At 71.1% G+C, this 20,075-nt stretch carries 17 protein-coding genes and 2 pseudogenes; 10 read left to right on the top strand and 9 right to left on the bottom strand.

The features are described 5' to 3' along the window. Positions 1 to 51 precede the first annotated feature (51 nt). On the bottom strand, positions 52 to 840 hold the full coding sequence (locus AWZ10_RS00485) for a DeoR/GlpR family DNA-binding transcription regulator (protein ID WP_046702867.1): 789 nt from the start codon (positions 838 to 840) through the stop codon (positions 52 to 54). Between the two features lie 168 nt (positions 841 to 1,008). Between AWZ10_RS00485 and AWZ10_RS00480 the strand changes: the two genes are divergently transcribed. Continuing rightward, a complete protein-coding gene (locus AWZ10_RS00480) occupies positions 1,009 to 1,842 on the top strand; it encodes a class II fructose-bisphosphate aldolase (RefSeq protein WP_046702868.1) in 834 nt (277 codons plus the stop codon). A 429-nt stretch (positions 1,843 to 2,271) separates the two neighbouring features. Here the strand turns inward: AWZ10_RS00480 and AWZ10_RS00475 are convergent, their stop codons facing one another. After that, positions 2,272 to 3,441 carry an ATP-binding protein gene (locus AWZ10_RS00475; protein ID WP_079104269.1) on the bottom strand — a complete coding sequence of 390 codons (1,170 nt, stop codon included), beginning with the start codon at positions 3,439 to 3,441 and terminating at the stop codon, positions 2,272 to 2,274. 649 nt (positions 3,442 to 4,090) lie between these two features. Here AWZ10_RS00475 and tpg point away from each other — a divergent pair. Genes tpg through AWZ10_RS00455 form a run of 4 tightly spaced genes read left to right on the top strand, consistent with a single transcriptional unit; the run spans position 4,091 to position 5,683 of the window. Further along, a complete protein-coding gene (gene tpg / locus AWZ10_RS55670) occupies positions 4,091 to 4,492 on the top strand; it encodes a telomere-protecting terminal protein Tpg (RefSeq protein WP_060890156.1) in 402 nt (133 codons plus the stop codon). Then, the gene (locus AWZ10_RS00465) at positions 4,456 to 4,953 is read left to right on the top strand and encodes a DUF2975 domain-containing protein (RefSeq protein ID WP_046702869.1); all 498 of its coding nucleotides are present in this window, start codon (positions 4,456 to 4,458) and stop codon (positions 4,951 to 4,953) included. The genes tpg and AWZ10_RS00465 overlap by 37 nt, the downstream gene beginning before the upstream one ends. Next, positions 4,953 to 5,183 (top strand): helix-turn-helix domain-containing protein, encoded by a 231-nt coding sequence (locus AWZ10_RS00460; RefSeq protein WP_046702870.1) that lies wholly within the window; start codon positions 4,953 to 4,955, stop codon positions 5,181 to 5,183. The genes AWZ10_RS00465 and AWZ10_RS00460 overlap by 1 nt, the downstream gene beginning before the upstream one ends. Further along, entirely contained in the window at positions 5,180 to 5,683 is a 504-nt protein-coding gene (locus AWZ10_RS00455) for an HAD domain-containing protein (RefSeq protein WP_046702871.1), read from the top strand. The genes AWZ10_RS00460 and AWZ10_RS00455 overlap by 4 nt, the downstream gene beginning before the upstream one ends. Positions 5,684 to 5,723: 40 nt before the next feature. Here AWZ10_RS00455 and AWZ10_RS00450 read toward each other — a convergent pair whose 3' ends face one another. The 6 genes from AWZ10_RS00450 to AWZ10_RS00425 form a co-directional block, all read right to left on the bottom strand. Next, on the bottom strand, positions 5,724 to 7,475 hold the full coding sequence (locus AWZ10_RS00450; RefSeq protein WP_060890155.1) for an RICIN domain-containing protein: 1,752 nt from the start codon (positions 7,473 to 7,475) through the stop codon (positions 5,724 to 5,726). Positions 7,476 to 7,576: 101 nt separating this feature from the next. Then, positions 7,577 to 9,718, bottom strand: coding sequence for a beta-galactosidase (locus tag AWZ10_RS00445; RefSeq protein ID WP_060890154.1), 2,142 nt, complete (start codon positions 9,716 to 9,718; stop codon positions 7,577 to 7,579). Between the two features lie 54 nt (positions 9,719 to 9,772). After that, positions 9,773 to 10,702: a carbohydrate ABC transporter permease gene (locus AWZ10_RS00440; RefSeq protein WP_060890153.1), complete on the bottom strand. Its 930-nt coding sequence runs from the start codon at positions 10,700 to 10,702 to the stop codon at positions 9,773 to 9,775. Then, the gene (locus tag AWZ10_RS00435) at positions 10,699 to 11,577 is read right to left on the bottom strand and encodes a carbohydrate ABC transporter permease (RefSeq protein WP_046702875.1); all 879 of its coding nucleotides are present in this window, start codon (positions 11,575 to 11,577) and stop codon (positions 10,699 to 10,701) included. The genes AWZ10_RS00440 and AWZ10_RS00435 overlap by 4 nt, the downstream gene beginning before the upstream one ends. A gap of 1 nt (position 11,578) precedes the next feature. After that, on the bottom strand, positions 11,579 to 12,970 hold the full coding sequence (locus AWZ10_RS00430) for an ABC transporter substrate-binding protein (RefSeq protein ID WP_046702876.1): 1,392 nt from the start codon (positions 12,968 to 12,970) through the stop codon (positions 11,579 to 11,581). Between the two features lie 371 nt (positions 12,971 to 13,341). Then, positions 13,342 to 14,487 (bottom strand): LacI family DNA-binding transcriptional regulator, encoded by a 1,146-nt coding sequence (locus tag AWZ10_RS00425; protein ID WP_060890152.1) that lies wholly within the window; start codon positions 14,485 to 14,487, stop codon positions 13,342 to 13,344. A 333-nt stretch (positions 14,488 to 14,820) separates the two neighbouring features. On the opposite strand from AWZ10_RS00425, the pseudogene AWZ10_RS53345 reads away from it, so the two are divergent. After that, positions 14,821 to 15,063: pseudogene (locus tag AWZ10_RS53345) on the top strand (transposase); the annotation flags it as partial. Here AWZ10_RS53345 and AWZ10_RS52810 read toward each other — a convergent pair. Further along, positions 15,038 to 15,650, bottom strand: a pseudogene (locus AWZ10_RS52810) (amino acid transporter); the annotation flags it as partial. The pseudogenes AWZ10_RS53345 and AWZ10_RS52810 overlap by 26 nt on opposite strands. A 12-nt stretch (positions 15,651 to 15,662) precedes the next feature. Between AWZ10_RS52810 and AWZ10_RS00415 the strand changes: the two are divergent. From AWZ10_RS00415 to AWZ10_RS00400, 4 genes are all read left to right on the top strand, one after another. Beyond that, on the top strand, positions 15,663 to 15,929 hold the full coding sequence (locus tag AWZ10_RS00415) for a hypothetical protein (protein WP_046702878.1): 267 nt from the start codon (positions 15,663 to 15,665) through the stop codon (positions 15,927 to 15,929). A 93-nt stretch (positions 15,930 to 16,022) separates the two neighbouring features. Further along, positions 16,023 to 17,576, top strand: coding sequence for a TIGR02677 family protein (locus tag AWZ10_RS00410; RefSeq protein ID WP_060890151.1), 1,554 nt, complete (start codon positions 16,023 to 16,025; stop codon positions 17,574 to 17,576). After that, entirely contained in the window at positions 17,573 to 18,850 is a 1,278-nt protein-coding gene (locus tag AWZ10_RS00405; protein ID WP_060890150.1) for a TIGR02678 family protein, read from the top strand. Before AWZ10_RS00410 ends, AWZ10_RS00405 begins: the two co-directional genes overlap by 4 nt. Continuing rightward, positions 18,847 to 20,075 (top strand): TIGR02680 family protein (locus tag AWZ10_RS00400; protein WP_244172329.1); only part of this gene is annotated, 1,229 nt, incomplete at its 3' end. The genes AWZ10_RS00405 and AWZ10_RS00400, both read left to right, overlap by 4 nt.

The following is a 20,075-nucleotide window of genomic DNA, read 5'->3' as shown; positions in this document are numbered from 1 at the left end:
CCGGCCGAGGCCGCACGCCCGCCGGCCCCGGCACGGCACAGGCGAAGACTCTCAGGCCCGGATGATCTCCACGCCCGCCGCGGCGAACGGCTCGGTCAGCTCGGGGCCGGCTGCCTTGTCGGTCACCAGCACATGGACGTCCTCGACCGGGCAGATCCGGGCGAAGGCCCGTCGGCCCAGCTTGGAGGTGTCCGCCACCACGACCACCTGTTCGGCGCGGAGGGTCAACGCCCGGTTGATGCCGGCCTCGCCCTCGTCCTGGGCCGTGGCCCCGTGCCTGACATCGATCGCGTCGACGCCGATGAAGACCTGATCGAGCGAAATCTGTGCGAGCACTTCGGTGGCCAGCGGGCCGGTGAGTTCGTACGAGGCCGGGCGGGCCACACCCCCGGTGACGACGAGCTTCACATGGCGGCGTACGACCAACTCGTTGGCGATGTTCAGCGCGTTGGTGACAACCGTCAGCGAGGGGCCGGCGCCCTCGGTGCTCAGGTCGGGCCTGATGGCCAGCGCCCGGGCGACCGCTGTGGTGGTGGTGCCGCCGTTCAGACCCACCACGGCACCCGCCTTCACCAGGCCCGCCGCCGCGTCGGCGATCCGCTCCTTCTCCGGAGCGTTGCGCGCGGCCTTGTAGCGGAGCGGCAGGTCGTACGCGATCGCGTTGATCACGGCGCCCCCATGCGTGCGGGTGACCATCTGCTGACGAGCCAGCTCGTCCAGATCACGCCGGATCGTGGCGGCGGAGACCCGCAGCTCGTCCGCGGCGGCTTCGACCTCGATCCGCCCGTCCCGCGTCAGCAGCTCCAGCAACGCGCTCCATCTGGCCTGTGGTGCCGCCATGCGTCGTCCCCTGTTCCTGGTGTGCGGGCCCATGCACATCTCAGACGGAAGCCCGGATCTGAAGTGTGATGCCTGTTTGAGCATTTTATCGCACCAAAACAAGCGAATTCGTGCACGACTGTCTCGATGTGCACGCCTTACTCAGCTGAGGAAAGGCTGTTACCACCCATGCCCCTGATCTCCACCGCCGAACTCGTCCGCTCCGCCCGCGCCGACGGCCGTGGCGTCGGCGCGTTCAATGTGATCACACTCGAGCACGCCGAGGCGATCGTCATGGGCGCCGAGGCCGCCGGAGTACCGGTCATCTGCCAGATCAGCGAGAACGCGGTCCGCTTCCACGGGGGCTCACTCGGCCCCCTCGCCTCCGCGACGGCCGCCGTGGCGGAGGGCGCCCGCGTCCCGGTCGGCCTGCATCTGGACCACGTGACCGACGAGGAACTGCTGCGCCGCGCCTCCGACTTCGGCTTCGGCTCGGCGATGTACGACGCCTCCGCGCTGCCGCATGCCGAGAATGTCGCCGCCACCCGCGCCGCGGCCGACTGGGCCCACGCCCAGGGCCTGTGGCTGGAGGCCGAACTCGGCGAGATCGGTGGCAAGGACGGCGTACACGCTCCCGGAGTCCGCACCGATCCCGAGGAGGCGCGCGCTTTCGTGGCCGCCACCGGCGTCGACGCGCTCGCCGTCGCGGTCGGCAGCTCCCACGCGATGACGACCAGAACCGCGAAACTCGACCACGAACTCATCGCCCGGCTCGCGCACGCCGTCCCGGCCCCGCTGGTCCTGCACGGTTCGACCGGCGTACCCGACGACGAACTCCGCCGAGCGGCCAAGGGAGGCATGACGAAGATCAACGTCGGTACGGCGCTGAACATCGCCTTCACCCGGGCGATTCGCGCCTTCGTCGCCGAGGACGGGCACACCGTCGACCCGCGGGCCTACCTGGCGACTGCCCGCACCCGCATGGCCGAGGCGGTGGAACACCTGCTGCGGGTCCTCGCCTGAGGTTGGCCCACCGACAGCGGTGACCGGCGGAATCTCGAAGGAGCCCGTTTCGGAGAAGTGCCCAGCCAGGGCGATCCTCGTCCACCGCGAGGCGCGTCGGGTCTCAGCCCTGTGCTGCGACGAGTGCCTTGTCAGGGGCGGCGGCCCGCCAGCCCGTTGGGGCTTGATCGCCATGGCCCTCGGCCGACGCGCTCTCGCCCACCCCCGACGCGTGGAGCGGACCGCTGACCGCTTCGACCACGAGCCGACGGTGCGGAGGTGCAGGAGTTCGGTCGGGGCCGATGTGGCTCCGCCGAGCGGCGGCGACCGGCCTCCGCCCTGTGTGCACCGGACCGACCGGCAGGCACAGTCGCCGGCGCCCGCCCCTCGATCCCGGCGAGAACGCCCCCTGACCGCACCGCCTCGCCGCGCTCACGGGCCGGTGGGTCGTCACCCGCCGCCCGGGTGGCCTCGGACGATCCGGCCGACGACGGCCGCTGCCTCTTCCGGGTGCGTCTCCAGCCATGTGCCGAGGTGTTCGCCGACCGCCTTCGCGACACAGGCGCGCACGGCCGCCCCGCCGAGCAGGCTCCGCGTGGCGCCCGTGAACTCGGGATGATCCAGCTTCACCGACACGATGGCCGTCAGGCCCTCGCCGATCCGCTCGGTGCCGAGATCGGGGTCCGCCGCCGTGAGCAGCCGCCGCCGGCGCGCGTACGCGTTGACCGCGGCGGCCACGCCGTCCCAGAAACCCGCCACGTGCGTGCCGCCTTCGTGGGTGGGCCGGCTGTTGGCGAAGCTCCGGATCTGTTCCTCGCGTCCACCGCACCATCGCATGGCCACCTCCACGGTCCCCGCCATCCGCGGGTCCTCCCGCTCCAAGCCGATGACGTCCTGGTGGACGGGCGGCTCCGATCGCGTGTCGAGGAAGGTGACGAAGTCGCGTGTCCCGTCCGGGAATCGGAACCGTTCCGACGGGGACTCACGCGGGGAGCGTTCGTCGGTCAGTGAGATGTCGAGACGCCGGTGCAGGAAGGCCAGCTCCCTGAAGCGCTCCGCCAGCACGGCGAACGAGCACCGCACCGTCTGGAAGACGTCGGCGTCGGGCCAGAAGGTGATGGTGGTCCCACTCCCGGTCGCCGGACCCGCGGCAGTGGGGACGGTGACCGCGACGCCGCGGGCGTACTCCTGGACCCAGCGCACCCCCTCGCGCCGCACGTCGGCCGTCAGGCGGCTGGAAAGGGCGTTGGTGACGCAGGGTCCGACGCCGGCCAGCCCCAGGTGCACGACGTGGCGGCCGTCTGTCTCCGTCCGTGCGGCCGTACCGGTCAGCAGGGCTTCGAGAGCGGGACCGCCGGTGTGACCTGCGGCCTCGACGGGGACCCCCGGGCCGTCGTCGGCGATCCGCACTCCTCCGTCCGGCGTGAGGGCGATGTGGACGGAACAGGCGCGGCCGGCCACGACCTCGTTCACCGCCCGGCCGGCGACCTCGAACACCATTTGGTGCAAGCCGCGTTCGCCGGTCGAGCCGACGTACATACCGGGCCGCTTCCGTATGGCTTCCCGCCCCTCCAACACTTCGATGCTGGCGGCGTCGTACCCGATGGCTCTCTCGCCCACGGAGTCCCCCTTCGATGGCGTCCGACGTAGGCCGTCAGCCTAGGCGAGTTCTTGGAAAACACCAGGTCATAGCCTGTTTGTCGCGCGCGTAGGCGGGCGGGTGAGCGCCTGCGGGGAGGCTGTCGCCCCATGGCTCACGGACCACGGTCACATCGCGGCCGGAGGCCCGTCGGGGCCGCGTACGCCCTCGTTCCCGGCGGACCGGAGGTCCCCGATTCGGCGTGTCGGGCGCGCGAGAACTCCCGATCGCCGTGCGTCACGGCATCCACGAAGCGACTTCTCTTTCAGAGATGAGAAAAGCGTGATCCAAGATCATTTCTGCTGGCGCCCAGAGCGGAGGTGGCGCGTGCAGCAGAAGCCGAGCCAGGAAGAGTTGTTCGCGGCGGTCGACGAACTGCAGCCGGGCGAGTCCGAGTTGCCGTCCCCGACGGATCGGGCGCGGTTGCGTGACGCGGCTGGCGTGAGCCAGGCCCGTCTGGCTCGCGCTGCGCGAGCGCCATGAAGCAGACCGTGAAGAACTGGGAGAGCGGCGATCCCCGCGCTCTCCCCAACGTCAGGCGTATCAGCGGCTGTTGGAGTTGACGCCGCCGTACGCAGCCGCTGCTGCCAGACGTCGGCAGCGCAGGCCGCCACGACGAGTGGGATCACCATGGAAACGCGCGCCCGGTTCGGCTGCACCGAGCCGATCGGCACGACCGACGACGCCCGGTTCCGGTTTCTGACGGTCCATCTCCTGCCGGAGTACGCGCGCCGCCTGTTAGGCGCCCAGGCCCGGGGCGTCGGCGACCGGCAGGAGCGCGACATCGTGGCGGAGGGACTGCGGGAGGTGTACTTCGAGGACGGCGGGCGCCGCGCGGCCGACCTCGACGTCGCACTCCAGGACATCGACCACTTCGACGTGTCCTTCTGGCCGACGTGCCCTCGCGATGTCGCCGGTGCTGGTGCCGGTGGCTACTTGTCAGGGCTATCGACTTTCGATAGATTTCTATCGCTGGTCGGGTGGAGGGGGGTGTTATGGGGAAGCTGGCGATGCTTGCGTTGCGTGCCGTGATCGTGGGGTTGTTCGCCGGTTCGGTGTTCGTACAGGCGGTCATGGTGCCGTTGCTGGCAACGGATCTGGAAGGTCTCGACGCGGATGTGGCACAGGTGCGGACTCCGACGCTCGTGATCGTGGTCTTGGGGGTCGTGACCGTTCAGATCGTCCTGGTCTGTGTGTGGCGGCTGGTGACGATGGTCCGGCGCGACACGGTCTTCTCCCACGCCGCCTTCCGCTACGTGCACGGGGTGATCGGCGCGATGGTGGCGGCCTCGGCCCTGGTGTTCGCGCTCGGTGTGGTCCTGGCGCCGGGCGAGGCCGTGCCCCCGGGGATCGTGCTCCTGCTGGGCGGTGTCGCCCTGGCGGTCCTGGGGATGGCGCTCATCGTCCTCGTCCTGCGGATGCTGTTCGCCCAGGCCGTCACGCGCGACATCGAGGCGACGCGGATGCGGGCCGAACTGGCCGAGGTGATCTGATGCCGATCGCCGTCGACGTCGACGTGATGCTGGCCAAGAGAAAGATGTCCGTGGGGGAACTCGCGGAGCGCGTCGGGATCACCCCCGCCAACCTGGCGGTGCTCAAGAACGGTCGGGCCAAGGCGGTCCGCTTCACGACCCTCGCCGCGCTCTGCGAGGTGCTCGAATGCCAGCCGGGGGACCTGCTGCGCTGGGAAAGCGGCGACACCGCGGACAGCGGCCGATCATGACCGATCGCGCGGGGCGCCCGCTGCTCTTCCTGGACATTGACGGAACGCTCCTGCCCTACGGCGGAGCACGGCTCCCGTCAGCCGCCGGGGAGTGGGACGACTGGCAGCACACGTCCAATCCCCAACTGGCGAAGATCGACCTCACCCACGGGCCGCGCCTGCTGGCTCTGCCCTGCGTTCTGATGTGGGCCACCGCATGGATGGACGACGCCAACGAAGTGATCGCCCCGCTGCTCGGGCTGCCGGAGCTTCCGGTCGTGGACCTGCCGGAGGCGCCCGACGCGTACGGCGCGGACCTGCTCCAATGGAAGACCCGCGCCCTCGTCCGAGCGGCGGCCGGACGCCCGTTCATCTGGGCCGACGACGAGATCACCGACCTGGATCGCGCCTGGGTGTCACGGCACCACCGAGGGCGTGCCCTACTCCACCGCGTCGAACCCGAAGTGGGCCTGACCACCACGGATTTCCTCGTGTTCCAGAGGTGGTTGGGCGGCCTGTGAGGAGAGCCGAACCGGCTCTCCTCACACGACCTGGGCCTTGCTACCGGACCAGTTTCCAGTCCTGGGAGCCGTCCGTAGTGGCGTTCTGCAGGGTGAGGGGTGCGTCGGCGGACGCGCCGGTCAGGTAGAGGTCCTTGTTCTTGACCGACTGCAGCTTGACGTGACCGTTCGCGGACCGGACGACGGTCCATGTACCCGTGGTGCTGTCGTCGACCCACTGGCCGATCCGCTGGCCGGCCGTCGCGTTGCCCGTCCAGATCGCCGCCGCCCGGCCGCCCGACTTGTTGAGCAGTGTCACTCCGCCGCCCGACTTGGTCACGACATGCCAGTACTGGGTGTCCGGGTCCGCCGCCGCTCCGGCGTCTTCGAGGGCGACGTCGGGGGTGTCCCCGTTGCCGATGTTCGCGTCGGTGCTGTTGTTCCCGGTGCCGATCACCTGGCCCGTCTTCCGGTTCACCAACTGCTGGTAGGCGCCGGCGGAGTCGCCGAGATCGACCTCGGCGTGCGCGATGGTCGAGGTGCCCTGGTTGTTGAGGATCACGATGCGGCCGGTGCCCTCCACGTACTGCAGGTTCCTGCTGTAACCGGCCCGCGAAGTCGTCTGGTACTCCTTCCACACACCGTCGGTACGTCCGCTGTCGTTGACCCAGACGTTGCCGCTGCCGGCGGCGTTGTACACCAGGCGTCCGTCGGGGAGCCGGACGAGGACCGGACTGCCGCCCGCCGCGAGGGGACGGGAGCCGGCGACGACCGGCAGCGCGTCGACACCCATGCCGGTGGGGGAACCGCGGAAGAACTTCAGCGGGTCGTCCGAGATCCGGTACCGGGTGTTGGCCCCGCCGGCCCAGTACTCGTAGGTGAGCAGCCACTTGTCGTCCGCCGTCGGGACGATCGTCGTCATACCGGGCCGGCCGCCGCCGATCTCCGTCTTGCCGCCGCCCATGTCCTCCGTCAGCCCGGCGATGTCGACGACGGGCTCGCTCCACTTCTTGCTCTTGCCGTTCCAGGTCTTGTGGACCAGGATCTGGCCGTGCGAGTCCTTGGCGGTGTCGTTCGCCGGGTCGAGTCTCGGGACGCCGGTGGCCGGATCGAAGCCGATGTAGTCGTTCTCGTCGGAGTAGTAGCAGACGAGCTTGCCTCTGTGGACCATCAGGTACGGCTCCCAGAGGGGATCCACCTGCTTGTACTTGTTCGCGCTCGCGATGTTCTGGCCGACCGCGCCCGCGCTGCCGCCCTGCCAGCCGCCGGTCGCGACGACGTTGACCACCTGCCACGTCACGCCGTCGTCGGTGCTGGAGTACAGGGCGATCGCCATGTCGCCGCGGTCCCCGTCGTTGGACGGCGTCCAGTTCGGGTCGGCCGCCTTGTGCTCCTTGTAGTACTGGTCGTCGCCCGACACGACACTCGCCAGGAGCAGCGTGCCCGCCTTCAGATCGCCGACGCGCTCCGGCAGCACGTACAGGAACGGGTTCGTCCAGTTGCTCGTGTACTTCGCGTAGCGGGGATCCGTCGACAGGTACGCCGGGGCCTTGACCTCGGACAGCGGCTGCCAGGTCGTTCCGTCGTCGTCGCTCTTGTGGATCGGGAGGGTCTGCCGGTCGGCGCTTCCCGTCGCCGTCACGACGGTGGACTTCTCGAACGACGCGACCAGGCGCCCGCTCGGCAGCTGCGCCGACTTGGGGTAGACCGCGCAGTTGAACCGCCCCTTGAGGCACGGTTCGCTGCCGAGCTGGTACACGGTGCCGCCCGTCGGGTTGTACGCCTGGGCGGCGGTCATCGGTATCGCGAGCATCGCCGATGCTCCGACGAAGCCGCCCAGCGCTCTGCCGAGTCTTCTTCTGTGCACAGCCACTCCTTCGGGGATGGAACAGGGACGGTCGTTGGTCTCGGGCCTCAGGCCTCGGGGTCGGTGGTGACGAGCACGCGCACGTCCCACGGCCCGAGTTCCAGCGACGCTCCAGCCGGGACCGAGGTGCCGGTCAGCGCGTCGGACAGGGACACCGGGGCGGGAACGCTCGCGGGCTCCCAGGCCCAGTTGTGGACGATGTGGACGCGGCGGCCGTCGGGTGAGGTGCCGGTCGTCGCGGTCACGGACGCCGGGAGGTCGTGCCAGGCGTGGCGGGCGGACGGTGTCAGCCACTCGGCCAGCGCCCGGCCGAGATCGCGCCCGGGGACGGTGCCGACGGTGGTGACTCGCCCCGCGCCGTGGCGGCGGGTGGTGACGGCGGGCCAGCGGCCGAAGTGCGGGTGGTCGTAGGTGACCAGCACCTCGGCGTCGGTGGTGGTCAGGCCGTCCGCCCAGCGGGTCGCCGTCGCGCCCTCGGGGAGGTGGAGCGGTCCGCCGGGCGCCGGTCGCACCGGCACCTCCCGCGCGAGGTTGCTGAACTCGTCGTAGCCGACGCCCGCGGCCTCGGTGAGGCGGCCGGGGGCCCGTTCGGCGCGTGCGCGGGCCTCGTGGTCGGCGTAGCCGGTGCGCGGGCCGAGGACGAGGTGGCCTCCCGCGTGGGCGTAGGCGGCGAGCCAGTCGAGGGTCGGGTCGGCGGCGATGTACAGCGCCGGGACGACGAGGACCGGGTGGCGGCGGACGGCCTCCTCGGGCGACAGGCCCTCCCGGTCACCGCTCGGGTCGTGCAGCTGACGGGCGTGCACGATACGGACCTGGCGGCCCGCGTCGAAGGCTCCCCGGTAGAAGGGGTCGAAGATGCGGTGGTAGGCGGTGGGGTCGGGCTCGCCGTCCGGCTTGGCGAGCGGCGGGTACTTCTGCATGAGCCACTTGCTCGGCGTCGAGTACACCATCGTGATGTCGGCGTCCGGTTCGAGTCCGGCGACGAGGGAGCCAGCCGTCTCGAACTCCGCGCCGAGGCGGGCGAGTTCGGCGTACGTGCGGCCGGGCTGCCCGGTGTGGGGGAGGATGCCGCCCCAGTAGGTCTCGGCGCCGAAGTGCAGGGTGTGCCAGTGCCAGTACTCGATCATCCGGGCGCCGCGCGAGACGAGCGCCCAGGCGGCCTGCCGCCACTGGCCGTCGTAGCCGGGGCGGTTGTCCCAGGCCATGCCGATCGAGCCGGCGTTGGTCTCGGTGACGAGGAACGGCTCCTGGCGGGAGGAGAACATCCAGTCGGCGGTCTGGTACAGCGACCACACGCCGGTGGTCTTCCACTTCTGCTCGTGGCCGTCGGGGGTGGGGTCAGGGAGGAGCAGGCCGTCCTGCATGTCGTAGTACGGGTTGCCGGAGGCGACGTCGAGGCGGTCGGTCAGCTCGTCGTCCTCGACGCCCTGGCGGGTGTAGGAGATGCAGGTGGTGACGAACTGCTCGGGCGCGGCGTACTCGCGGACGAGGTCGGCCTGCCAGCCGATGAACTCGGTGACCTGGCGGGCCTGGAACTCCCGCCAGGCGACGTCGTACTGGGGCTGTTCGTTGCCGTCCGGCGTCCACAGGTCGGCCCAGGTGGACAGCCGGTGGGACCAGTAAACCAGGCCCCATTCACGGTTGAGGGTCTCCACGTCGCCGTACTTCTCGCGCAGGTGGTCCACGAAGCGCTGGAAGACACCGTGGTTGTGGAAGAGGTGTAGACCGGGCTCGTTGTCGACCTGGAAGCCGATGATGGCGGGGTGGTCGGCGTACCGGCCGACGACCTTGCGGATGACCCGCTCGGCGTGGAAGCGGAACGCCGGGTGGGTGAAGTCGATCTCCTGGCGGGCGCCCCAGCCGATGCGCTCGCCGGTGCGCCGCTCACCGGTGATCTCCGGGTACTGGCGGGCCAGCCACGGCGGCGCGGCGTACGTCGGGGTGCCGAGCACGACGGAGATGCCACGCTCATGGGCACCGTCCAGGACGGGCTGCAGCCAGTCGAGGTCGAACGTCCCGTTCTCCGGCTCCCAGGTCGACCACACCGACTCACCGACCCGGATGACGGAGACATGCGCGTCGGCCATCAGGTCCAGGTCGGTCTTGAGGCGTTCGGCGGGCCGCTCGCAGGGCTGGTATTCGTGGTAGTACGCGGCGCCGAACAGGACGCGGTCAGGCAGAGCCGCCATGAAGAAGAACCTCCGAGAGAAAGAGTGGGGGGAGTGGTACGAGGGCTGTGTGCCCTACTGCTTGACGCCGCCGGTGGCCAGACCGCTCTGCCAGTACCGCTGGAGCATGAGGAAGGCCACGACGAGCGGGACGATCGAGATCAGGGAGCCGGTCACGACCAGCGCGAGCATGTCGCTGCTGGCGCCGGCCCCGCCGTTCTGCGCCTGTGCGGCCCAGGAGGCCAGGCCCACGGTGATCGGGTACAGGTCGGGGTCGTTGAGCATGATCAGCGGCAGGAAGTAGTTGTTCCAGGTCGCCACCAGGGTGAACAGCAGGACCGTCACCACGCCGGGCCCCATCAGCCGCAGCGCGATCCGGAAGAAGATCCGTGCCTCGCCGGCGCCGTCGATACGGGCGGCCTCCAGGATGCTGTCCGGGACGGCGTCCTCGGCGTAGACGCGCATCAGGTACAGGCCGAACGGGTTGACGAGCGAGGGCAGGATGATCGCCCAGGGTGTGTTGGCCAGGCCCGCCTGCGCGAACAGCAGATAGGTGGGGATGGCCAGCGCGGTGGTCGGCACCATGACCGCGCCGAGGACCAGGTTGAAGGCGGCCCGGTCCCCGCGGAAGCGGTACTTGGCGAAGCCGTACCCCGCGGCGGCCGCGAGCAGCGCGGCCCCGACCGCGCTGACTCCGGCGTACATGACCGTGTTGAGCAGCCAGTGCACGAAGACGCCGTTGTCCTGGGTGAAGGTCTCCTTGATGTTCGTCAGCAGCTGCGGGGCGTCGGAGAACCACAGGCCGAAGGTGTTGAACAGGTCCTGGGTGCTCTTGGTCGAGGCGATCAGCAGCCAGAACAGGGGGAGGAGGAAGTAGGCCAGGGCGGCCAGCATGGCGATCGTCAGCGGGGTGCTGCGGCGGGCCTGGCGTCCCTTCCGGTGCGCGACGCGCACCGGCTTCCTCGCCGTCGCGGCGACCGTGGGCGCCGGGGTTGTCGTCGTCACGGGGTCCTCCTGCGGTTCGCGGTGAGCAGGACGCCGTAGGAGGCGATCACGATGACCAGTCCGAGGAGGAAGGACACCGTGGCCGCGTAGTTGACCTGCTGGCCGGTGAAGGCGAGGGAGTAGGCATAGAGGTTGGCGGTGTAGGAGCTGGTGATGACGTCCGGGGCGATCTTCATCAGCAGGTTCGGCTCGTTGAACAACTGGAAGCTGCCGATCACGGAGAACAGCAGGGTGAGCAGCAGCGCCGGGCGGAGCGCGGGGAGCTTGATCGACCGGGCGATGCGCCAGGCCCCGGCGCCGTCCATCGCGGCGGCCTCGTACAGCTCCTCCGGGATGGTGCGCAGGGCGGCGTACAGGATGATCATGTTGTAGCCGACGAACTCCCAGGTCACGATGTTCGCCAGGCTGCCGAGCATCCAGCCCTCGCTGAGGAAGCTCGGGGCCGGCAGCTCCAGGTTCCGGCTCAGCTGGGCGAACGGGCCGAAGTCCGGCCCGTACAGATAGCCCCACATGAGTGCGGCGACCACGCTGGGCACGGCGTACGGGACGAAGATGCCCAGCCGGATCACGCGCGACAGCCGCAGCAGGCCGCTGTCGAGCGCGAGGGCGAACACCAGGGCCAGCAGCAGCATGACGGGGACCTGGACCACGAAGAACAGCGCCACGCGGCCGACTCCGTGCAGGAACTGGGAGTCGCCGAAGGCCTGGACGTAGTTGTCGAGGCCGACGAAGGTCGTCCCGCCGATCAGACGTGTCCGGAAGAGGCTGAGATAGGCGGCGTAGCCGAGCGGGGCGAGGAAGAGCAGCAGGAACAGCACCAGGAACGGTGCGACGAAGAGCGGTCCCGCCGAGCGGGTCCGGCGCGTGGCGGCCATCTCAGCTTTCCTTGACGGTGAAGCCCTGGTTCTTGGCGTACGTGGTGAGCCGCGACTGCCAGGAGCCGAGGGCGGCGACCGTGTCTCCCTTGTCGGCCAGGGACTTGCCGACGGTCTCGGTCCAGTCGGTCGCCGCCTGGTCGAGGAACGGCGGCCACTGGAAGGAGGGGTCCACGGTGGCGCTGATGTCGGCGAAGACCTGGTTGACCTTCTGGCCGCCGTAGAAGGACGGCGCGTCCGAGACGAACTCCGTGTCCGTGAGCAGGGCCTTGGTCGCCGGGAAGAAGAACTGCTCGGTGGCGAACATCTTGGCGCTGGCGGGGTCGGTGTTGAGGAACTGCGCGAACAGGGCCGCCGCTATGGGGTTCTTGGTGGAGCGGATGACCGAGGTGGTCGAGCCGCCCCAGTTGCCCGCGCTGGGCTTGGCCGCGTCCCACTGGGGGAGCGGGGCCGCGCGCCACTTGCCGGCGGTGGCCTTGGCCGAGCCGGAGAGGAAGGCCGGGCCCCAGGCGGCGGTGATCCACGTGGCGTACTTGCCCTTGTTGAGCCCGGCGTACCAGCCGTCGGTGAAGTCCGGCTCGACGCTGATCACCCCTTCCTTCGCCAGTCCGCCCCAGTAGGCGCCGAGCTTCTTGGAGACGGCGTCGTCGACGCCGATGGTGATGTCGCTCTTGCCGGAGGTGGCGTACGGCTTGGCGCCGGCCTGCCACAGCAGTCCGTGCCAGGCGGCGGGCTGGTTGGCCGCGAGGTTGGTGAGGTAGACGTCGGGGTCGGCCTTGTGGAGCTTGCGCGCGGCCTCGGCGAACTCGTCCCAGGTGCCCGGCACGTCGATGCCGTGCTTGTCGAAGATGTCCTTGCGGTACAGCAGGCCCATCGGGCCGGTGTCCTGCGGGATCGCCCACACCTCACCGTCGGCGCCGCTGACCTGACTCCACGTCCAGTCGACGAACCTGTCCTTCAACTTGGCGGCGCCGTACGGCCGCAGGTCCAGGAGACTGTCGGTGATGGTGAACGTCGGGATCGCCTGGTACTCGATCTGCACCATGTCCGGGGCGCCGCTGCCCGCCTTCAGCGCCGTACGCAGCTTGGTGTACTGCGGGGTGCCCTGGCCGGCGTTGACGACCTTGATCTTGATGGCCGGGTACTTCTTCTCGAAGAGCGCGATCTCCTTGGCGATGTTCGGGACCCAGGTCCAGAACGTCAGTTCGGTCGGCGTCTTCATCGCCTTGTCGATGTCGGCCTGGCCGACCGGCTCCGCGGAGCCGGAGGAGCCGCCTGAGTCACCGCCGCCGCAGGCGGTGAGGGCCGCCCCGAGCGACAGGGCACCCGTCGTGGTGAGGAACAGTCGACGGCTCATGGCGGACGACGCGAACGTGGACGTGTTTCTGGGCATGGTGAACTCCCGCCGATGGCGAAGGTGGCGGCACGCCTGAGGAGGGCGTGCGCAGGTGTGTGGGTGGCGAAGGGGTGGACGCGAGGACCGGGTTCGAAGGCCTGCGTGGTCGGGATCGCGTCGTGTGGACGCGGCCGACCGCGTACCGGGTGCTGCCGGTACGGCGTCGGATCGCGGCCGGAAGGAACAGGGCGAGGTGTCCGGGCAGGTGCGGAGAGGCGACTCGGGCACGCTGCTGGATTCAGGGGGCGGCCCTACGTCGACCGCGTGAGGGGCGCGCCGCAGTGGCGGGGGCGTGACGGGTGCAGCGGCTCGATCCAGGGGTCACGCGCCGGCCGTACATGGTGCTGTCCGGGCGGGCAGGGAGGTGGTCAGTGCTGTGGCGCTGAGCCTCCTTTCGCGTGGGAAGAGGCGGGCTTGTCCACTCGGGCGCGGGAGACGGCGCGCCGCCCGCGAGCCGGGGTCGTCCGGCTCGGCGGTGGCGCGGTCGAGGCGCGGACGACGAGGTCGACCGGTGGGTCGCTCGGCGGCAGGGGGTCCGCGTCGGGGTTCTCGATGGCGTGCACGAGACGCTTGAGCCCCTCCTGTGCCACGGCGTCGAACAGTTGTCGCACCGTGGTCAGGGGAGGAGTCACGTAGGCGGCGACCGGGATGTCGTCGAAGCCGACGACGCTGACGTCCTCCGGCACCCGGCGCCCGGCCTCCGCCAGCGCGCGGATCAGACCGATCGCCATGTCGTCGTTGGCGGCGAAGACCGCGGTGACGTCACGGTTCTCGGCCAGTTCCCGTCCGGCCGCGTATCCCGACGCGGCCGACCAGTCGCCCCGGACCGCCTCGGGCAGGTCCCTGCCCTGTGCCGTCAGCGTCGACCGCCATCCCTCCAGGCGGTCCCGGGCGGCGTACCAGCGCTGCGGGCCCGCCAGGTGATGGACCGTCGTGTGGCCCAGCCCCAGCAGGTGTTTGGTGGCGGTACGCGCCATCAGTTCGGCACCGTCACCCACGTTCAGCACCGCGGGCGCGGTGACGAACGGCGGCGCGCCGATGACCAGCACCGGCACGGCGGCACGCGGAGCCATGCCGCCGTTCTCCCCCGCCTCGTCTATCGGCTCGGAGATGACGATGCCGTCCACACCCTGGTCGAGAAGCGAGTCCACGGCCCCCGCGATACCCGCCGGATCGCCCTCCACGGTGTTGACCACGCGGAGCGCGTAGCCGGTGTCCCGGACGACCCGCTCGACGCCCATGAGCAGCGAGGCGGGACCGTACAGAGCCGTCCCCAGCGTCACCACCCCGATGGAGCGGGTCCGCCCCGAGGCCAGTGCCCGGGCGGCGTTGTTACGCCGGTAACCGAGCTGCTCGGCGGCCTCCGTGACCCGTCTGCGCACGTCCGCGGAGACGTACGGTTCGTCGTTGAAGACCCTCGACACGGTCTTCTGCGACACTCCGGCCAGCCGCGCCACATCGGTACTGCTCGGCGCCGCGTGAGGGCCTGCGCCCCGCCCCGTACCTCGCGTCATGATGCCTCCCGGTGACCGTCACGAACAGCCCAATGATGTCAGACATCACCTCTCTGACTGCGCTGCCATGTCTGCGTAGTCATGTCTACGCAGTCACACGATGGTCGTCAAGAGTCCGGTGCGCATCCGTTCCGCGGGTTTCAGGCGTCGGCGCAGCCGTGCCCCACGCGTCGACGGTGGCGGGCCCGCGGCGTCGGGGGCGCGGTCCTTGCGCGTCGGGAGCCGCGTGGACGCGTGCCCCCTCCACGAAGGTCTGCAGGACCCGGGTGGCGGCAATGTCCGCGGGAGGGCCCGTGAACGGGTCGCGGTCGAGAACGACCAGGTCGGCCCTTACAGCACCGGAGTGAGGCGGTGGGGCATCGGACCGTCCAGGCCGGACCGGAGGTTCCTGGGCGTGAGGAACCCCGCCCCCGCCTCCCCGGACCACGGACACGATCCGTCGGCGCCGGCCGCGAAGCGAACGCGGGCAACCAGAACGCCCAACACCGTCCGGGGCGTTCGGCCGAGCACGAGACCTGGCAACAGGACTCACTCCCGCTCAGTCTCCAGGAACGGTTGAACCAGGAGAAGGACTGATCGCCGGTGACGAGAGCCCAGCCGCAGAACCCGGTCGGCACGGCGTACTCGAGGACCAGCAGCGCGAACTGGAAGCGGGTCGTGGCGCGCGTGCCGGTGACGGCGAGCGCGGTGAGGCCGAGCAGGAGCATCAGCCCGACGGCCGTACTGACGCCGGTGTACGTCGGATCGAGGGTGATGCCCGCCAGGGTGTCGAGACCGGCCTTGTTGGCGAGGACCAGGACGACCGAGCCCATGACGGCGCTGGTGTAGGCGCAGAAGATGACCGAGCCGACGATGGTGAGCCAGCCGGTCGGGAAGCCGGGCCAGGGGCCGAGGGTCTTGCCGACCCAGGTGTAGCCGTTGCCGCAGTTGGGCTCCGAGCGGTTGAGCCAGCCGTAGGCGGTGGCGATGCCGAGCACGGGCAGGAAGGCGAGGAGCAAGAGCGCTGGGCCCTGCAGACCCACGATGGGCGCGATCGTGCTGGTGCTGGTGCTGGTGCTGGTGCTGGTGCCGGTGCCGGTGCCGGTGATGGCGGCCGTGCTGGAGGCGGCGATGGCGACGCCGTCGACCACGCCGAGGGAGCGGCGCAGTGGGGTGGGTGACATGGAAGGCTCCTCGTGGAGGCCCTCCCGCGCGGGCAGCGCGAGGCCGACGACCAGGCGTGGCAGGACGTCTATCAGGGGCTGGACCCCGCGTCGTACCCCGCCCTGAGCGCGGTGTCCCAGGACCTGCGCACCGCGGGGAAGCGCTCCTTCGAGGAGGCGGTCGACCTGCTGCTCGAAGCGCTGGCCGCCCGCGCGCCGACGAGACGGCCCGAGGGCCCTGCCTCCCGTCCCTCCGGTCCGGCCCGCACGCGAGGAGGCCGCCCTGCCGCGGCCGGATGAATCCGCTGTCCCGACTCGCGTTACGGAATGTCGGCGCCGCCCTCTACGGTGGTGATCGGGATGCCGACCAGGCGGTGGGGGAGGGCGACGGGCGTGCGTAGGGTTCCACCCGAGATGTTCCGGTTCACGACGGTGGAGCGGTCCGACCTGTACGGGGCGGTGCTGGACGCCTTCGGCGCGGCCGGCGAGCACCTGGAGACGGCGCTCGGGCTCGACGCGGTCCGTGAGTGGCTGCGCGGGGCGGGCTGGGCGGCCGCGGTCGAGGACGAGGAACTGCATGAGGCACTGCGCAGACTCGTGCAGTGGGAGCTGCTGGACGTGGTGCACAACCACGCGGAGAACTACCGCACGGCCGAGGACTACGAGCGCCGCAACCTGCAGTACTCGCTGACCCGCCGGGGCGAGGCCGCCCTAGCCGGGGTGCGGCACGCGCTGGAGGTCCTCGCCTCCACGGGGGCGCTGCAGACAGCCGTGCTGGAGGCGATCGCCGACCGGCTGGACGAACTGTGCCTGCTGTCCGCCGAACCCGCCTCGGCCGATCGCCGGATCTTCAGCACCCTGCGGGAGCTGGAGGGGCATCTGGACGCCCTGGTGGAGAACACCAAGGCGTTCAACGGCGAACTGCAGCGGCTGCTGCGCGCCGAGAGCGCTGATCCGGAGGTGTTCCGCGAGGTCAAGGCCGCCACGGTCGCGTATCTGCAGGAGTTCCTGGTCAACCTGGACCGGCGTGGGCAGACGGTCGCCGCCGCCGTGGCCCGGGTGGAGGAGTGCGGCGTCGCCGTGCTGCGCGAGCGGGCGCTGGGCGGGGCCGAGTTACCGCCGGTGGCCGGGGAGGATCCGGCGGCCGGCTGGCTGGAGAGCCGACGGGCACGCTGGGCGGGCCTGCGGGCGTGGTTCCTGCCCGACGACGGGGCGCGCCCCCGGATCGAGCAGCTGCACGACATCGCCCGGCGGGCCATCGTCTCGCTCCTGCAGGTCCTGGAGCGGATCAACGAGTCACGACGCCGTTCCTCCAGCGCCGTGCAGGACTTCCGGGAGCTGGCGCGCTGGTTCGCCGCCGCCCCGGCGGAGGACGACCTGCACCGGCTGTGGTCGGCGGCCTTCGGACTCGGCCCGGCGCGCCACGCCCACCTCGCCCACCCCGACCCGGAGTTGATCCCGTCGTCCCGGTCCTGGGCCCGGACCCCGCCCGTGGAGGTGTCGGCGCTCCTGCGGACCAGCGGACGCACGGAGCGCTTCACCCGCACGGCCAGGGTGCGGGACGTCGCGGCGGTCAGGGCGGAGCGCGCCGAGCGGGCCCGCGCCGAGCGAGCGGAACTCGCACGGGCCCGGCGGGCGTTGGAGACGGACGGACCCGTGCGGCTGTCCTCCTTCGGAGAGCTGGATCCCGCTGCCTTCGACCGGCTTCTGGACCTGCTGGGCCGCGCCCTGTCCGCCCGGCCGGACGCGGGCGGACTGCGGCGCGCCACCACGGGGGACGGCCGGGTGGAGATCGCGCTGGCTCCGCATCCCGACGGCCGGACCGCCCTGCTGCGCACGGCGACGGGTTCGCTCGCCGGACCGGACTACCTCGTCCACATCACGGAAGCGGGAGGGTCCACCGCGTTCCCGGCCCTCCGCGCCGCACGGCAGGAGGCGGTGGGATGAGCACCCTCGCCAACCAACTGGCCGCCGCGGAACGAGAGGAGGTCGCCCGCGCCGTCCGCCTCCTGCTGGCCCGCCCCCTGCTCACCGAGGCCTCGGACCCGGCCGGCTTCGAGCTGGTACGACGCCGTCGCGAACCGCTGGCCCAGTGGTTCGACTACACCTGCGGCTGGACCCTGACGGTGGAGCCCCGCCGCGGCTACGCCCGCCTCGCCAAGGTCCGCGCGGACCCGGACGGCTCCCGCCCGGCCCGCAGGGCGCGTTCGGGCCGGGCCCCGTTCGACCGCCGACGCTACGTGCTGCTGTGCGTGACCGCGGCCGAGCTGCTGTCGATGCCGATGACGACCATCGGCATGCTCGCCGACCGGGTCGTCCGGGCCACCGCCGCCGACCGGGCGCTGCCCGCGTTCGACCCGGTCCACCGCGCGGAGCGGATGGCGTTCGTCGACGTCCTGCGACTGCTGGAGGCGTACGACGTACTGCGTGCGGTGGACGGGGCGACCGAGACGTACGTCGCGTCCCCGGAGGCGAAGGTCCTCTACCGCGTGGACACCACGCTGCTGATGCGGCTGCCCGCGGCACCCGTCGGCGCCTCCCGCCTCGCCGTACCCCCGGACGAGGTGCCCGCGCGGTTCGAGGACCTCCTCACGGGCCTGGTGCGCGAGCGGCGCTACGGCGGCACGGTCGCGGGCGACGGGACGACCGACGACGAACACGGTGAGAGGGCCGCCACGGACGCCCAGCGCAATCTGAGGCTGCGTCACTCGGTGCTGCGCCGCCTCTTCGACGACCCCGTCCTGTACCGGGCGGACCTCGCCGACGACGAGCTGGCGTACGCCACCTCCCTGACCGGACGCCAGATCCTGCGCCGCTCGGTCGAACAGGCCGGCTTCCTCCTGGAGGAACGCGCCGAGGGCTTCCTGCTCGTCGACCCGGACGGGATCGCCACCGACGCCCGTTTCCCCGACGACACCTCGACCGCCCGCGTCGCCGCACTGCTCCTCCTGGAACCACTGTGCGCCGCGCCCGCCGGGCTGCTCCCCGAACAGCTCGCCGAGGCCGGCAAGGACCTGCTGCGCCGCTTCCCGCGCTGGGCCAAGGCCTATCAGTCTCAGGACGGCGCGGCCCGGCTGACCGACGACGCCGTACGCGTACTGCGTGATGTCGGACTGGCCCACCGGACCGGGGGCCGGGTCGTCGCGCGCCCGGCCGCACACCGCTACCGCCTTAACGAGACGACGAGTTCGGTCCCGGAAGCAGAGGGAGACAAGCAGTGAGTGTGACGGAGCCTCCGTTCCCGCGGCGGCCGGAGTCCTCCCTCCCCCGGCGGCCGGAATCCACCGAGCCGGCCGGGACACCGGCGGGGGCGGCGGACGCACCCGGCAGCCGCTGGCAGCCGCACCGTGCGGGCATCCTCAACGTCTGGCGCTACTACGACGAGACCTTCACCTTCCACCAGGGCCGTCTGCTGCTGCGCGGCCAGAACGGCTCGGGCAAGTCCAAGGCCCTGGAACTGCTGCTGCCCTTCCTCTTCGACGCCAGCCTCCGCCCCAACCGCCTTTCCACGTTCGGCGGTTCGGAGCGCACCATGCACTGGAACCTCCTGGGCGAAGGGGCTTCCGGCAAGACCCGCGTCGGGTACGTGTGGATGGAGTTCCGCCGCCTCGCCGACGACGGCACCGAGCGCTGGTTCGGCTGCGGGGCGCGTCTGCAGGCGAGCGTCCACACCACAGGGGTGCACGCCGACTACTTCACCACCGGCGCCAGGATCGCCCACCCCGGCGGTGTGCTCCTGGTCAACGAGGCGGGACAGCCCCTGACCCGGGCCGCCCTCGCCGAAGCCCTGCACGACCGCGGCGACGTGCACGCCTCGGCCACCGACCACCGCACGGCCGTACGACGTGAACTCTTCGCAGGCATGGGAGAGCAGCGATACGAGTCGCTGCTGTCCGCGCTGCTCCAGCTGCGCCAGCCCAAACTGTCCGAACGGCTCGACCCGTCCCTGCTCTCCACCCTCCTGTCCCGCGCCCTTCCGCCCCTGGGCGAGAGCGAGATCGCCGAACTCGCCGAGGGTTTCGAACGGCTGGACCGCCAGCGGGAACACCTCAGACGGCTCGACGACGAGGTGGCGGCGGCCGACACGGTCGCCTCCCGGCAGCGCGCCTACGCGCGACGGGTCCTGCGCGCCGGTTCGGCCGCGCTGATCTCGGCCACCACCGAGATGGACGGCCTCACCCGCGCCGCCCGGCAGAGCGCCGAGGAGCTCGAACAGGCCCTGACACAACGCGAGTCGGCCCGGACCCTGCGCGAGGACCAGGAGCTGCGCGCACACGCCCTGGAGGAGACCGTCGAGGGCCTGCGGGAGAGCGACGCCTACCAGCAGGGTGAGGAACTGGACCGCCTCCGCCGCCGCACCCGAGAAGGGGCGGACGCCGCCGGACGGCTGCGCACCACCGCCCAGGCCGCTCGGGCCACGGCGGAGGAGGACCTCAGGCGCGCCGA

It is taken from the genome of Streptomyces europaeiscabiei (genome assembly GCF_001550375.1).
GTDB classification, from domain to species: Bacteria; Actinomycetota; Actinomycetes; order Streptomycetales; family Streptomycetaceae; genus Streptomyces; species Streptomyces europaeiscabiei.
This window is presented reverse-complemented; position numbering and strand designations above follow the sequence as displayed.

Excerpts from the sequence above, each read along its gene's own strand:
- AWZ10_RS00485 (WP_046702867.1), bottom strand. The coding sequence starts at position 840 with ATGGCGGCACCACAGGCCAGATGGAGCGCGTTGCTGGAGCTGCTGACG.
- AWZ10_RS00480 (WP_046702868.1), top strand. The coding sequence starts at position 1,009 with ATGCCCCTGATCTCCACCGCCGAACTCGTCCGCTCCGCCCGCGCCGAC.
- tpg (WP_060890156.1), top strand. The coding sequence starts at position 4,091 with ATGGAAACGCGCGCCCGGTTCGGCTGCACCGAGCCGATCGGCACGACC.
- AWZ10_RS00465 (WP_046702869.1), top strand. The coding sequence starts at position 4,456 with ATGGGGAAGCTGGCGATGCTTGCGTTGCGTGCCGTGATCGTGGGGTTG.
- AWZ10_RS00460 (WP_046702870.1), top strand. The coding sequence starts at position 4,953 with ATGCCGATCGCCGTCGACGTCGACGTGATGCTGGCCAAGAGAAAGATG.
- AWZ10_RS00455 (WP_046702871.1), top strand. The coding sequence starts at position 5,180 with ATGACCGATCGCGCGGGGCGCCCGCTGCTCTTCCTGGACATTGACGGA.
- AWZ10_RS00450 (WP_060890155.1), bottom strand. The coding sequence starts at position 7,475 with ATGCTCGCGATACCGATGACCGCCGCCCAGGCGTACAACCCGACGGGC.
- AWZ10_RS00445 (WP_060890154.1), bottom strand. The coding sequence starts at position 9,718 with ATGGCGGCTCTGCCTGACCGCGTCCTGTTCGGCGCCGCGTACTACCAC.
- AWZ10_RS00435 (WP_046702875.1), bottom strand. The coding sequence starts at position 11,577 with ATGGCCGCCACGCGCCGGACCCGCTCGGCGGGACCGCTCTTCGTCGCA.
- AWZ10_RS00430 (WP_046702876.1), bottom strand. The coding sequence starts at position 12,970 with ATGCCCAGAAACACGTCCACGTTCGCGTCGTCCGCCATGAGCCGTCGA.
- AWZ10_RS00425 (WP_060890152.1), bottom strand. The coding sequence starts at position 14,487 with ATGACGCGAGGTACGGGGCGGGGCGCAGGCCCTCACGCGGCGCCGAGC.
- AWZ10_RS00405 (WP_060890150.1), top strand. The coding sequence starts at position 17,573 with ATGAGCACCCTCGCCAACCAACTGGCCGCCGCGGAACGAGAGGAGGTC.